At 49.0% G+C, this 13,758-nt stretch carries 15 protein-coding genes and 1 rRNA gene; 13 read left to right on the forward strand and 3 right to left on the reverse strand.

From position 1 onward, the window contains the following. Nucleotides 1-174 precede the first annotated feature (174 nt). From SK3146_RS33565 to SK3146_RS33590, 6 genes are all read left to right on the forward strand, one after another. Nucleotides 175-1,116: a dipeptidase gene (locus tag SK3146_RS33565; RefSeq protein WP_249862880.1), complete on the forward strand. Its 942-nt coding sequence runs from the start codon at nucleotides 175-177 to the stop codon at nucleotides 1,114-1,116. A gap of 234 nt (nucleotides 1,117-1,350) precedes the next feature. Continuing rightward, the gene (locus SK3146_RS33570) at nucleotides 1,351-3,102 is read left to right on the forward strand and encodes a 2-oxoacid:acceptor oxidoreductase subunit alpha (RefSeq protein ID WP_249862881.1); all 1,752 of its coding nucleotides are present in this window, start codon (nucleotides 1,351-1,353) and stop codon (nucleotides 3,100-3,102) included. Next, entirely contained in the window at nucleotides 3,090-3,956 is an 867-nt protein-coding gene (locus SK3146_RS33575) for a 2-oxoacid:ferredoxin oxidoreductase subunit beta (protein WP_249862882.1), read from the forward strand. The genes SK3146_RS33570 and SK3146_RS33575 overlap by 13 nt, the downstream gene beginning before the upstream one ends. A 129-nt stretch (nucleotides 3,957-4,085) precedes the next feature. Next, a complete protein-coding gene (gene pduL, locus SK3146_RS33580; protein ID WP_249862883.1) occupies nucleotides 4,086-4,655 on the forward strand; it encodes a phosphate propanoyltransferase in 570 nt (189 codons plus the stop codon). Nucleotides 4,656-4,743: 88 nt separating this feature from the next. Continuing rightward, nucleotides 4,744-6,219 (forward strand): tRNA (N6-isopentenyl adenosine(37)-C2)-methylthiotransferase MiaB, encoded by a 1,476-nt coding sequence (miaB, locus tag SK3146_RS33585; RefSeq protein ID WP_249862884.1) that lies wholly within the window; start codon nucleotides 4,744-4,746, stop codon nucleotides 6,217-6,219. Between the two features lie 91 nt (nucleotides 6,220-6,310). Further along, on the forward strand, nucleotides 6,311-6,700 hold the full coding sequence (locus SK3146_RS33590; protein WP_249866521.1) for a YlbF/YmcA family competence regulator: 390 nt from the start codon (nucleotides 6,311-6,313) through the stop codon (nucleotides 6,698-6,700). Nucleotides 6,701-6,940: 240 nt separating this feature from the next. On the opposite strand, the gene SK3146_RS33595 is transcribed toward SK3146_RS33590, so the two are convergent. Then, entirely contained in the window at nucleotides 6,941-7,279 is a 339-nt protein-coding gene (locus SK3146_RS33595; protein WP_249862885.1) for a L,D-transpeptidase, read from the reverse strand. Between the two features lie 34 nt (nucleotides 7,280-7,313). Continuing rightward, complete coding sequence (locus SK3146_RS33600) at nucleotides 7,314-7,772, reverse strand: Hsp20/alpha crystallin family protein (RefSeq protein WP_249862886.1); 459 nt, start codon at nucleotides 7,770-7,772, stop codon at nucleotides 7,314-7,316. 147 nt (nucleotides 7,773-7,919) lie between these two features. Between SK3146_RS33600 and SK3146_RS33605 the strand changes: the two genes are divergently transcribed. The 5 genes from SK3146_RS33605 to SK3146_RS33625 all read left to right on the forward strand — a co-directional run bounded on the left by SK3146_RS33605 (nucleotide 7,920) and on the right by SK3146_RS33625 (nucleotide 9,623). Continuing rightward, on the forward strand, nucleotides 7,920-8,156 hold the full coding sequence (locus tag SK3146_RS33605; RefSeq protein ID WP_249862887.1) for a spore germination protein: 237 nt from the start codon (nucleotides 7,920-7,922) through the stop codon (nucleotides 8,154-8,156). Next, the gene (locus SK3146_RS33610) at nucleotides 8,156-8,359 is read left to right on the forward strand and encodes a spore germination protein GerPB (protein WP_249862888.1); all 204 of its coding nucleotides are present in this window, start codon (nucleotides 8,156-8,158) and stop codon (nucleotides 8,357-8,359) included. The genes SK3146_RS33605 and SK3146_RS33610 overlap by 1 nt, the downstream gene beginning before the upstream one ends. 67 nt (nucleotides 8,360-8,426) lie before the next feature. Next, entirely contained in the window at nucleotides 8,427-9,041 is a 615-nt protein-coding gene (gene gerPC / locus SK3146_RS33615) for a spore germination protein GerPC (protein ID WP_249866522.1), read from the forward strand. After that, nucleotides 9,038-9,202 carry a spore gernimation protein GerPD gene (locus SK3146_RS33620; RefSeq protein ID WP_249862889.1) on the forward strand — a complete coding sequence of 55 codons (165 nt, stop codon included), beginning with the start codon at nucleotides 9,038-9,040 and terminating at the stop codon, nucleotides 9,200-9,202. Before gerPC ends, SK3146_RS33620 begins: the two co-directional genes overlap by 4 nt. 4 nt (nucleotides 9,203-9,206) lie before the next feature. Continuing rightward, entirely contained in the window at nucleotides 9,207-9,623 is a 417-nt protein-coding gene (locus SK3146_RS33625) for a spore germination protein GerPE (protein ID WP_249862890.1), read from the forward strand. Nucleotides 9,624-9,656: 33 nt separating this feature from the next. Here SK3146_RS33625 and SK3146_RS33630 read toward each other — a convergent pair whose 3' ends face one another. Beyond that, a complete protein-coding gene (locus tag SK3146_RS33630; protein WP_249862891.1) occupies nucleotides 9,657-9,821 on the reverse strand; it encodes a hypothetical protein in 165 nt (54 codons plus the stop codon). Between the two features lie 457 nt (nucleotides 9,822-10,278). Between SK3146_RS33630 and SK3146_RS33635 the strand changes: the two genes are divergently transcribed. Together SK3146_RS33635 and SK3146_RS33640 are read left to right on the forward strand one after the other, a co-directional pair. After that, a complete protein-coding gene (locus SK3146_RS33635; RefSeq protein WP_249862892.1) occupies nucleotides 10,279-11,754 on the forward strand; it encodes an IS5 family transposase in 1,476 nt (491 codons plus the stop codon). A gap of 410 nt (nucleotides 11,755-12,164) precedes the next feature. Next, nucleotides 12,165-13,708, forward strand: a 16S ribosomal RNA gene (locus SK3146_RS33640). Nucleotides 13,709-13,758 lie beyond the last annotated feature (50 nt).

The raw sequence follows: 13,758 nt of genomic DNA on the forward strand, positions 1-13,758 counted from the left end.
ACAGGTTTTTTTACCACAAAGGAATGAAAGCAGCAAGCGAGCAGACTCTTTTTTTTCGGAGATCGGCTCGCCGCATGAAAGTTCCATCCACCATACCATCAACCTCTAAACGCGATCTTGATCCTTTAACGGGCCGCGGGTAGAGGTTTTTTCTATTCCGGGAGGGTTGTCCGAATGAAAATAATCGACGGTCATTGCGATGTGCTGCTAAAAATGTTTGAAAATTCAAGCATCGATTTCTATGATCCGCTGAACGCAGAACTGGATGTAAGCTTTGCCAAAATGAAACGATCGGGAGTGAAGATCCAGTTTTTCGCGATTTATTTGGCTGAGAGTATGAAACAACCAAATTTTGACCATTATTTGGAGTATATAAATATTTTTTATCAGAAAATTATTGCAAACGGTAGAATCGCCCTGATCCGAAACCGAACCGACCTTAACAACGTAATGAATGGAAGCGCTTGTGGCGCTATTCTTACCTTGGAAGGAGCGGATGCGATTCGGAACCATTCCTTGTACACGCAAATCTTGTTTCATCTCGGAGTGCGCTTGATTGGGGTTACTTGGAATTACGCCAACTGGGCTGCAGACGGCGTTCTGGAGCCGCGGCAGGGAGGTTTCTCGCGGGAAGGCAAACGGTTTATTAAAGAATGCAACGATTTGGGTATAATACTAGATGTATCCCATCTGTCGGTGAAATCGTTCTGGGATGTGGCCGATTTGTCGCAAAAGCCTTTTGTCGCCACGCATTCCAACGCCAAGGAGGTTTGTCCTCACCCGCGCAATCTGGATGACGATCAGATCCGGGCTTTGCTCCTGCAAAAAGGAGTTATCGGAATCACGTTCGTCCCTTGGTTTGTTAAGGAAAAGGGCGCCGTGATCGATGATTTGGTCCGTCATATCGAGCATATTTGCGCTCTGGGAGGGGAACGGCAGCTGGTGCTCGGGTCCGATTTTGACGGTATCAGCCAATGGATTCCCGGGCTTGAAAACGCCGGCCAGTTCGCTCATTTGGCGCAGCATCTTAGTAAATATTACAAGGATGAATGGATCGAAGGATTTTTTTTCCGCAACTGGTACGATTTTTTGCGAGTCAACCTTCCGCCCGGGTGAATTTTACATCTTCAACGGAGATATATGCCCATAAGATCGATCTATTTACGATATGGATATCATCTAAAAATACTATCTTTCGTTTTGGATGAAACTACTTGCTTTTTAGCATGCAAAGTCATAAAATTTGGTTGACAACTGAAAGAAATTTTTTATCCATTTGTGAAATTTCTTTTAAATGCTTCAAGTTGATCTATTTGCAATGTCAGTGACAAATAAAAGGAGTGGACAACGGTGATTAGCCAATTATCTTGGAAGATCGGAGGACAACAAGGGGAAGGTGTTGAGAGTACCGACAAAATCTTCTCGACGGCATTGAATCGTCTTGGATATTATTTGTACGGATACCGTCATTTCTCCTCTCGTATTAAGGGGGGACACACCAACAACAAGATCAGAATCAGTACGAAACCGATTCGTGCGATTTCCGACGACTTGGATATCCTTGTTGCATTTGACCAAGAAACAATCGATTTAAACGCGCATGAGCTTCGTGAGAACGGCGTAGTTGTAGCAGACGCCAAATTTAATCCTGTTGTACCTGAAGGTGTTAAAGCTCGTTTGTTCCCTGTGCCTATTACAGCGATCGCTGAAGAGCTGGGAACATCCTTATTTAAGAACATGGCTGCTTCCGGCGCGTCTTGGGCTTTGCTCGGTTTGCCTTTGGAAGTATTTAATAAAGCGGTAGAAGAAGAATTCGGACGTAAGGGTCCGGCTGTCGTAGAGAAAAATATCGAAGCGGTTCGCAAAGCGGCCGAGTTTATTCTGGAAATGAACGGCGGTCCATTGCCTGAATTCCAGCTTGAGCCGGCTGACGGCAAGCAGAAGCTGTTTATCATCGGTAACGATGCTATCGGTTTGGGCGCCGTTGCAGCGGGCTGTCGTTTCATGCCTGCATATCCGATTACGCCTGCATCCGAGATCATGGAATACCTGATCAAAGCGCTGCCTAAATTCGGCGGTACCGTTATCCAAACCGAAGACGAGATTGCTGCGGTAACGATGGCGATCGGCGGCAACTACGGCGGCGTGCGCACGATGACGGCATCGGCGGGTCCCGGTCTTTCCCTGATGATGGAAGCTATCGGTCTTGCCGGCATGACGGAAACGCCTGTCGTTATCGTCGATACGCAGCGCGGCGGTCCAAGCACGGGTCTTCCGACGAAACAGGAACAATCCGACTTGCTCGCGATGATCTACGGAACGCACGGCGAGATTCCGAAAATCGTATTGTCCCCGTCCACGATTGAAGAGTGCTTCTATGATACGGTCGAAGCGTTCAACCTGGCGGAGAAATACCAAGTTCCTGTCATTTTGCTGACCGACTTGCAGCTTTCTCTCGGTAAACAATCCAGCGAATTGCTCGATTACAACAAAATCGTGATCGACCGCGGGCGTTTGGTGCAAGGCGACTTGCCTGAACTGGAAGCCAATAAAATGTTCAAACGTTATGAATTGTCGGAAGACGGAGTATCCCCGCGCTCGGTTCCGGGTCAAAAATATGGTATTCACCATGTTACCGGCGTAGAGCACGATCAAGAAGGCCGTCCGTCGGAAAGCGCGATTAACCGTAAGCAAATGATGGATAAACGTCTCGGCAAATTGAAGAATGTGAAAGTGACGAACCCGATTCTGGTCGACGCTCCTCATGCTGAACCGGACCTGCTGATTATCGGCATGGGCTCGACAGGCGGTACGATCGACGAAGCGAGAAGCCGTCTGGACAAACAAGGCATCAAAACAAACCATATTACCGTGCGTTTGCTGAATCCGTTCCCGGTTGAAGAATTGCAGCCGTATCTGGAAAAAGCAAAAACGGTAGTTGTCATCGAAAACAACGCAACGGCTCAATTGGCATCCTTGATCAAATTGAACGTTGGTTATGCAGATAAAATCAAAAACTTGCTGAAATATAACGGTAATCCGTTCTTGCCGGCAGAAATCACTACATTTTGTCAGGAGTTGAGTCCAGTATGGCAACGTTAAAAGATTTTCGCAACAATATTAAACCTAACTGGTGTCCGGGGTGTGGAGACTTCTCCATCCAGGCTGCTATTCAAAGAGCCGCTGCTAATGTAGGTTTGGAGCCGGAGCAATTGGGCGTGGTTTCCGGTATCGGCTGTTCCGGGCGTATTTCCGGTTATATTAATGCATACGGCTTCCACGGCGTTCACGGCCGTTCCCTGCCGATCGCGCAAGGCCTGAAAATGGCTAACCGCGAGCTGACCGTTATCGCGGCTGGCGGCGACGGCGACGGCTTCGCTATCGGTATGGGTCATACGGTTCATGCGATTCGCCGTAACATCGACATTACGTACATCGTTATGGATAACCAAATCTACGGGTTGACGAAAGGTCAAACGTCGCCGCGCAGTGCGGAAGGCTTCAAAACGAAAAGTACGCCGTCCGGCTCTATCGAGACGGCACTGTCTCCTCTGGAAGTAGCTATTGCCGCAGGCGCTACGTTCGTTGCGCAATCGTTCTCCAGCAACCTGAAACAGCTGACCGCCTTGATCGAAGCGGGTATGAAGCACAAAGGCTTCTCCTTCATCAACGTATTCAGCCCTTGCGTAACTTTTAATAAAGTGAACACATACGACTGGTTTAAAGAAAACATCGTCGATCTGGAGGATACTCCGGATTACGATCCAAGCAACCGCGTTATGGCTATGACCAAAATCATGGAAACGAACGGTTTGCTGACCGGCCTGATCTATCAAAATAATAGCAAAACGAACTACGAGAGCCATGTTGCAGGCTTCAAGGAAGAAGCGTTGGCTAAACAAAACATCAAGATTACCAAAGAAGAATTTGAGAAATTGATGGCGGAATTTAAATAATTTTATGAAACTTGCAAAAGCATGCGGCTCCGCCGTATGCTTTTTTTATTTGCTTACGTTATAATCAAGAGGAGTCTGCAAATACTGGAAAATGGTGCATAAGACTAATAACCGCAGGGGGTAATACGTATGAAACAAGTGCCTATCGGAGTATCGGCAAGACATATCCATCTATCGCTAGAACATATCGAACGCTTGTTCGGGGAAGGTTATCAGTTGAATGTGCTTAAAGATTTGTCCCAGCCCGGGCAGTATGCGGCTGCAGAAACGGTCGCCGTGGTAGGGCCTAAGGGGCGTTTCGATAAAGTAAGAATTCTCGGTCCGGCCAGAGGCAAGACGCAATTGGAAGTGTCCCGTTCCGACGCCTTTGCGCTCGGTATGAATCCTCCGGTGCGCGAATCCGGACATACGGAAGGAACTCCCGGAATCACCGTTATCGGCCCTGCAGGGCAAGTAGACATCGAAGAGGGAGTAATCGTAGCCGCGCGCCATATTCATTTCCATAGGGATGACGCGGCCCGTTGGGGCATTGCCGACAAGCAGCTGCTGACGGTTAAGGTGGAGGGAGAACGCGCGTTGATTTTCGAGAAGGTGCTGGCCCGTGTATCCGACCAATTTGCGCTCGATATGCACATCGATACGGATGAAGCGAACGCGGCCGGGGTCAAGACCGGAGACGTAGCGGTTATATTATCTTAGAATCAAGCGAATTTCTTTGAAATTCATACTGCGATAATGGTATAATAAAAGGTATGATATTTGCAGTATATTTCAGGAGGAACGCTTAATGACAACAAAGAATAAATCTGAAAAAGATTTTTCTATATATTTTCAACCTCCTTCTCTTACAGATGCGAAAAAAAGAGGGAAAGAAGATATCAAAGTTCATTATAACTTTGAAATTCCGGAGGATATGCAGTCGTTCGGCAAAGACAAATATTATTTGATTCAAACGTATGGCTGTCAAATGAACGAGCACGACACCGAGACGATCATGGGCTTGCTGGAGCAAATGGGTTACAAGGCGACGGATGACCGCAAGCAAGCGGACGTCATTCTGCTTAATACCTGTGCGATCCGCGAGAACGCCGAGGACAAGGTGTTCGGGGAGCTGGGGCATCTCAAGCATTTGAAGGCGGAGAAGCCGTCGTTGGTGCTGGGGGTATGCGGCTGTATGTCGCAGGAAGAAGCGGTCGTAAACCGGATTTTGCAAAAGCATGGGTTCGTCGATCTGATCTTCGGAACGCATAATATTCATCGCCTGCCATTTTTGCTCAAGGAAGCTTTCTTCGGCAAAGAAATGGTCATCGAAGTATGGTCCAAGGAAGGCGATATCGTCGAGAACTTGCCCAAAAAACGCGAAGGCATTAAAGCGTGGGTGAATATTATGTACGGCTGCGACAAGTTCTGTACGTACTGCATCGTCCCTTATACCCGCGGAAAAGAACGGAGCCGCCGTCCTGAGGATGTGCTGGCCGAGGTTCGCGACCTGGCGCGGCAAGGTTTTCAAGAAATTATGCTGCTCGGACAAAACGTCAATGCTTACGGCAAAGACTTCGATGATATCGAATACCGCTTCGGAGACTTGATGAACGATATTTCCAAGATCGACATTCCGCGCGTACGGTTCACGACGTCGCATCCGCGTGATTTTGACGATCATCTGATCGAGGTGCTGGCGAAGAAAGGGAATCTTGTGGAGCAAATCCATCTTCCCGTTCAATCGGGCAGCAACGAAATATTGAAGCGGATGAGCCGCAAGTATACCCGCGAGCATTATTTGGACTTGGTGGCCAAAATTAAAAAGGCTATTCCGGAAGTCGGCTTAACTACGGATATTATCGTCGGCTTCCCGGGAGAGACGGACGAACAGTTCGAGGAGACGCTCTCTTTGGTCAAAACGGTCAAATACGATAGCGCCTATACGTTCATTTATTCGCCTCGCGAAGGAACGCCTGCCGCGGGTATGGCTGACGATGTGCCGATGCAGGTGAAGAAAGAGCGGCTGTACCGGCTTAACGAAGTTCTTGCCGAGTTCAGCAGGGAAAGCAACGAGAGCATGAAGGGCCAAGTGCTTGACGTGCTGGTCGAAGGCGAGAGCAAGAACAATGCGGAAGTGCTGGCAGGCCGTACCCGCACGAACAAGCTCGTTCATCTGTCCGGTCCTAAGGATTTGATCGGAAAGATCGTGCCGGTGAAAATTACGGACGCCCAAACCTGGTATATTAAAGGAGAATGGGTGCCGGCAGCTGTTGCACAATAATTTTATATGTTGAGGGGCGTGACCGACCATGTCGGGACAACATCATAACCACGATCATGACCATCACCACGGGAATTCGCCGTGCAGTCAGATGGAATGTTACACGAATACCGAAATGATCGTTCGGGAGGATATTTTAGAGAAAGCCAAGGAGCTTGCCGAATTGATCTCTACTTCCAACGAAGTGCAGTTTTTTCAACAAGCGGAGAAGCAAATTGCTTCCAATGATCAAATTCAAGTGCTTATCAGCGCGATTAAAAAGAAGCAAAAAGAAATCGTCGCGTTCGAATCGTTTGAAAACAAAAAGATGGTAGAAAAAATTGAGAAGGAAATCGATGAGCTGCAGGATCAACTCGATAATATTCCGATCGTCAACGAATTTCGCCAGTCACAAGAAGACATTAACTATTTGCTGCAGCTGATTATGACGGTGATCCGCGATACGGTTTCCGAGAAAATTACGGTGGAAACAGAAAACTAAACCATGGCAAATAAGAACCGCTTTGCTTACTTCGTAAGCAAGGTGGTTTTTTAATTGTTTAGGAAATGATGCACAGCAATTTCCTGTGGAAATCTGGGTTCTCCCCCGAAAGTAAAGTCTACCCATAGAACGATCCCAGAGGAAGGGTTAGACGCCGATCCAGCTTAGGCTGGATGCGGACGGAATAAGCTTCAGAGCATCACGTCACTGTTGGGGGATTTGTTCTCGGTAAACACGCCGCTATTGGCGAATCGTGACACGGGTGCCGATAGGAACGAGAGCGGCCAAGGCCAGCACATCCTCGTTGTACATGCGGATGCAGCCGTGGGAAGACTGCTTTCCTATCGACGACGGATCGTTCGTTCCGTGAATGCCGTAATGGGGGCGAGAAAGCCCCATCCAGAATACGCCGAACGGGCCGCCGGGATTTGGCGCCTTATTGACGATCGAATACGTTCCTTCTGGCGTTTGGGTGAGCTCCTTGCCGATCCCTATCGGGAATTCCCGCACGACGGTGCTGTCTTGCAGCAGGTAAAGCTTGCGTTCGGATAAATCAATGATGATTTGGTACATTTGCATGGCCCCCTTGAATGATCGGCTTGCCGGAGCGGTTCTACAAATATCTGACGGATACTTCGTGGTAGGCTGTGCTGATTTTTTTCTTGCGCATCTTGATTTGGAGAATGCCGTCCTTGTAGGAAGCTCTGCTAAGATGCGGGATCACATGGCAGGGAAGCCGGATAATTTGCGATTTATTGTTACGCAGGCCGTCGATCTTCACTTGATCCGCTCTAATTTTGACAATCGGGTTGGAGTTATTTTCCATATTGATTTTGACAATAACGTAATTATGGGTTTGGAATACTTCTTCCTGGGGCTGGAAAGCGTTGATCATCCCTTTCTTGGGCATGCTCTTCTCCAGCATGTTTTGAACGTAATCCCCGACCCAGGACGTGTCTTTCCACAGATCCATATGCTCGCTGGACGGCAGAGCAGGCAGCTTTGTTCCTAGAAGCGATTCGAGCGCTTCCCAGCGGGAGCGATTTTGATTATCGTTATCTTTGCGGTTCACCGGTCCATCCTCCTCCGAGAGAAATGCCTTTGTTATCATATGTAGGCGGCGATCATGTTGATACTTTTGGGAAGATGGTTCTTCATTTAAGTACCCATGGGCAAATAACTACATACAATGGAGCAAGAAGAACAAAGGAGAACGCTTATGCCATCGATTGTCGGTAATATTAAAATTTCAAACGTCGGTGCCGGTTCCATCGTTCAGATCGGAGATGCCGTACAATTGGCTCCTGAAAGCACATCCAAAATTTTTGCCGGTTCGGGATCGTTTAATGTCGGCGATTTTCCGGTAACGAATAATGCCATCAGCAATACGAATACAAGCGATAACGACGTCGCCGATGCAAGCCAGCAAACGGTGGGGAACAAGGGGGTAGTTTAATGAATCTGGTTGTCAATCAGCATATTGTTATTCATCAGCTGCGGGTCGACAGCGTGTCCAACTCTTCGATTTTGCAAATAGGCAGCGCGGGCATGATCAAGCCCTTATCCAATAATTACAACACGTCGGCGAGCAAGGAAGCCCAATCCGAGGCGGAAGAAAAGACCGCGGCACCGCTCGTACCTCTCCCCAGCCCCTCCTAAGTTATCTCTGGGCTAACACCCATGTACGCCTTGCTGCATATTCTAACTGCAGGAGGTGGTGAAGGTGATGATGAACACGTGGTATCAATGGACTCAATACGTCGGACAGCTGCACTCCCAAATTCATAAACAGTCGCTCCAACTGGCAGAGCTTGAAAAAGCTTTGAAGTCGCTTCAAGCGGAAGTCGCTTCATTGAAGGAGCAAAAACAAATTCATATCGATAAGATTGAATATAAATTCGATCAGCTCAAGGTCGAAAAGCTGGACGGTACGTTAAATATCGGGATTACCCCCCAGCAGATTGAGGATCTGGCCGTAGATGCCGATGCAGCGGCGCAAAAAGGGGAAGAGCCGGTCAAACCTTCATCCGAGCTTAACAGCGTCCTGCAAAAAGAACTCGGTCGTTACCTCAATGAAGAGGTGCCTAATCATATAGAGGTTCTGCAAAAACAGTTGGGCCTTGAACTCGATTCCTGGCACCGTCAAATGATTTTACAGGATTTGGGGAAACAAACGGAGCAGCGAATGCATTTTTATTTGCAGCAAATGGAGCCGGGGGCTACAACCGATCAATTGTCTTCGATAAAAGACTCCGTTCTTTTTAGAACGAAGAATGATATAAAGAAAGCCATCGATCATTATTTCAGTAAATTGCCGAAGAAGGATGTGAACGGTTCATGAATTTTCAAGTCAATAATAAAGAGCTAACCGTCGGTGAAATCAAAATCGTCGAAGTTTCGATTTCCTCCGTATTTTTAATCGGGGATACCGAACAGATCGTATGTTCGTCCATTTCGGACACACCTCCTATAGAGGCCGTTGGTCCGTCTGCCGCCAAGTAACGCTATGGTTCGTTGGTCTCTTGTTCAGTTTATCAATATTAACAGCATCTCCCGTTCCTCGATTATTCAAATTGGAGATAATAAAGAGATAGAACCTTCAGCGAAAGTGCTGTCCATTATGAGAGGAAAGACGAAGTTTGTGGAGTCCAAAGAGACGGAATTAAATTTCGAGCAATTTCCGTTATATTCGCGGGAAATTCCGGAGATAAAAGCGAACGAGGATATTGAAATGACGGTTAACAACGATGACTCCGCGATCCACGTAGGCTTGATTAGGGTGAACGCATTAGCCGCTTCAAGCGTGATTCAAGCCGGCCGCAACGAACGCATTCAGTCGGAAGCTCGAATTAAGCGGATCAACTGGGTAGTGCCGGAAGAGAAAACATCGGATCAGAAACAGCAACCTGATGGTAAGAATTAGGCTTCCTGCCTATATGGACGGGAAGCCATTTTTTCATACGGGTGAAGCTGGGGAGTGATTGTCTTGTTCAGCACCGTTCTCCGCATAAGCGATTAGTACGATATTTTCTTTGGCGCTGTTCCTTAATTTATTCTCCAGCTGCTGAATTTCCGATAAAAGCTCCGGCGATAATTGAGCGACGGCAAAATGAGAATCCATAATGCATACCTCCATAATGATGGAATGGTATTATGTTTTCCATAACGCAACGCGCGTATCGCTGGGAATCGTTAGGCTTTAGCCAACACGATTGGAAGGGTTAAGTCCACATATAACTGCCGCAGTGTTTGAGCTCAATGGGTTCGTAAAAGCGTTAAGCCGTTTTGCTCCCGATTCCAATCGAATATCGCAAGCTGCTTGAAGCTATGGCATACTGTATGAAAACGTTTGTTCTATTAGAAGGGGCAATAGAGGAGATAGGGGTTAGCGAAGCTGCGGTATAAGGGGGAAGGAAAGCGTTAGCAGCTCCGTTATATGGAAATGCAAGTTAGTTAGGGCTTGCTGAACGACCAAAAAATCCAGTAACGACAAGGGTTTGATGCGCATTTCGTCGAATTCATATGCAAGGAAATCGTTTCAAAACGATGAAAAACCGTGCACATGGAGGATGACGATCATGTACCAACCGTACGCCCATGAGGAAAACCAGTTGTTGCTGCCGAGCGAGTTTTTCTTGCCATTCGGTGGCCGTCTAAATCCGGATAATCGCTGGATCAAGCTCGCACAGATGATCCCGTGGGCGCAGGTGGAGCACAAGTATGCAATGTCATTCAAGAAATCGTTCCGCGGCCAAAAGGCGATTTCGGTTCGGATGGCGCTGGGTGCCTTGATCATCCAGGAAAGACTGCAACAGTCCGATCGAGAGACGGTCGAGACGATCATCGAGAACCCGTATCTCCAATACTTCCTCGGCTTGGCGGGCTATCAGGATCGGCCGCCGTTTCATCATTCACTGATGACTCATTTCCGTAAGCGCCTCGGCGAAAAAGTGATCGCGGAAGTGAACGAATGGATCGCTGTAGAAGCTGCGAAGGCAGAACAGCAAGATGATGACGACGACATGAAGCCCTCGGCTTCCGGCGGTCGAGGCGGAAAGTGCAAACGCTCGAAGGCGGACCCTAACCAAGGAACGCTGCTGCTTGATGCGACCTGTGCGCCCGCCGACATCGCGTACCCGACGGATATCACGCTACTGAACGAGGCCCGCGACAAGCTGGAGACAATCATCGACGTGTTACATGCCCCGCATGTGGGACAACGTCCGAAACCGCGCACGTATCGGGAAAAAGCGCGCCGCTCGTATCTCGCACTCGCCAAGCAGCGCCGAATCGGCTATCGGGCGCTGCGCCGTGGAATCGGTAAGCAACTCGCCTTCATCAAACGCGACCTTCGCATCATTGAAGAATTAGCGAAGATCACGTCGCTCACAGCGCTGAGCAGACGGCAATACAAGCAGCTGCTTGTCATTCAGGAGTTGTATCGACAGCAACGACTGATGTATACGAAGCGAGTCCATCATGTGGAAGATCGCATCGTCAGCATTCATCAACCGCATATTCGTCCGATCGTTCGCGGGAAAGCAAAAGCGAAAGTCGAATTCGGGGCGAAGGTGTCCGTCAGCATGGTGCAGGGGTTCGCCTTCTTGGAACGCCGCCAATGGGACAACTTCAATGAAGGCGTCACCTTGATCGAATCGGTAGAGACGTACAAAGCTCGGTTCGGCGTGTACCCGAAAGAAGTGATGGCCGATCAGATCTACCGAAACCGGGAGAACCGCGCGTACTGTAAGGAGCGCGGCGTACGGCTCAGCGGACCTCCGCTCGGCCGACCTTCGAAGCAGGCGGACACGGCGGAGATGAAACGAATCGCCAAGCTGGATGCAGGCGAGCGCAATGCGATCGAAGGCAAGTTTGGCGAAGGAAAACGAAAATATGGGTTGAATCGAATCCGGGCGCGACTCGAGCAAACGAGCGGGGCCGTCATCGCCCTGCAGTTCCTCGTGATGAACCTAGAGCGCCGCTTGCGGCTTCTTTTCGTCTTCATGTTCAACATTATGCTGAATCGTATCGGCTACATTAGATTTGCTCTGTAAAGTTTCGTTCAGCAAGCCCTAGTTAACTAAGAATTGTTATTTTAGTTGCAATTCTTATCGTAACATGGTATATTGTGTACCTGTTGTTGAACATGTTGGTTTCATTCATCTGGTCTTGCGGAGTATCCCTGGATTGGAGAAAATAAAAACTTGCAATACAGCAATGAAATGTGGTATATTGAAATTCCGGTCGTTAGTGATAACGATTTGAAAAGTACAAGCAATAAGTAAGATTGTCCTTTGAAAACTGAACAACGAGTGAGTGTTAAATAGAGAATGAAAATTCTCGCTAGCATTGAATTTTGAGCTTAAGACAAGCTCTGATAATGCCCCATGACTTGGTTCGTGGGGTCCACGGAAAGTAATCGGAATATGCTTCGGCAGCTTCTCTTCACTTTCTGGGGAACACTTTATTGGAGAGTTTGATCCTGGCTCAGGACGAACGCTGGCGGCGTGCCTAATACATGCAAGTCGAGCGGACTGTTCCTTCGGGAACGGTTAGCGGCGGACGGGTGAGTAACACGTAGGCAACCTGCCTGTAAGATCGGGATAACTATCGGAAACGATAGCTAAGACCGGATAGCTGGTTTTCTCGCATGAGGAGATCATGAAACACGGGGTAACCTGTGGCTTACGGATGGGCCTGCGGCGCATTAGCTAGTTGGTAGGGTAACGGCCTACCAAGGCGACGATGCGTAGCCGACCTGAGAGGGTGATCGGCCACACTGGGACTGAGACACGGCCCAGACTCCTAAGGGAGGCAGCAGTAGGGAATCTTCCGCAATGGACGCAAGTCTGACGGAGCAACGCCGCGTGAGTGATGAAGGTTTTCGGATCGTAAAGCTCTGTTGCCAGGGAAGAACGCCTTAGAGAGTAACTGCTCTAAGGGTGACGGTACCTGAGAAGAAAGCCCCGGCTAACTACGTGCCAGCAGCCGCGGTAATACGTAGGGGGCGAGCGTTGTCCGGAATTATTGGGCGTAAAGCGCGCGCAGGCGGTCATTTAAGTTTGGTGTTTAAGCCCGGGGCTCAACCCCGGATCGCACTGAAAACTGGGTGACTTGAGTGCGGGAGAGGAAAGTGGAATTCCACGTGTAGCGGTGAAATGCGTAGAGATGTGGAGGAACACCAGTGGCGAAGGCGACTTTCTGGACCGTAACTGACGCTGAGGCGCGAAAGCGTGGGGAGCAAACAGGATTAGATACCCTGGTAGTCCACGCCGTAAACGATGAGTGCTAGGTGTTAGGGGTTTCGATACCCTTGGTGCCGAAGTAAACACAGTAAGCACTCCGCCTGGGGAGTACGCTCGCAAGAGTGAAACTCAAAGGAATTGACGGGGACCCGCACAAGCAGTGGAGTATGTGGTTTAATTCGAAGCAACGCGAAGAACCTTACCAGGTCTTGACATCCCTCTGAATCCCCTAGAGATAGGGGCGGCCTTCGGGACAGAGGAGACAGGTGGTGCATGGTTGTCGTCAGCTCGTGTCGTGAGATGTTGGGTTAAGTCCCGCAACGAGCGCAACCCTTGACTTTAGTTGCCAGCATTTCGGATGGGCACTCTAGAGTGACTGCCGGTGACAAACCGGAGGAAGGCGGGGATGACGTCAAATCATCATGCCCCTTATGACCTGGGCTACACACGTACTACAATGGCCGGTACAACGGGAAGCGAAGGAGCGATCTGGAGCGAATCTTTAGAAGCCGGTCTCAGTTCGGATTGCAGGCTGCAACTCGCCTGCATGAAGTCGGAATTGCTAGTAATCGCGGATCAGCATGCCGCGGTGAATACGTTCCCGGGTCTTGTACACACCGCCCGTCACACCACGAGAGTTTACAACACCCGAAGTCGGTGGGGTAACCCGCAAGGGGGCCAGCCGCCGAAGGTGGGGTAGATGATTGGGGTGAAGTCGTAACAAGGTAGCCGTATCGGAAGGTGCGGCTGGATCACCTCCTTTCTATGGAGTCCATGGTGACTGTAGGTCATCGGACATAAGCAACTGACAGT

The sequence above is a fragment of the Paenibacillus konkukensis genome, assembly GCF_023523925.1.
In the GTDB taxonomy this organism is placed as follows: Bacteria; Bacillota; Bacilli; order Paenibacillales; family NBRC-103111; genus Paenibacillus_S; species Paenibacillus_S doosanensis.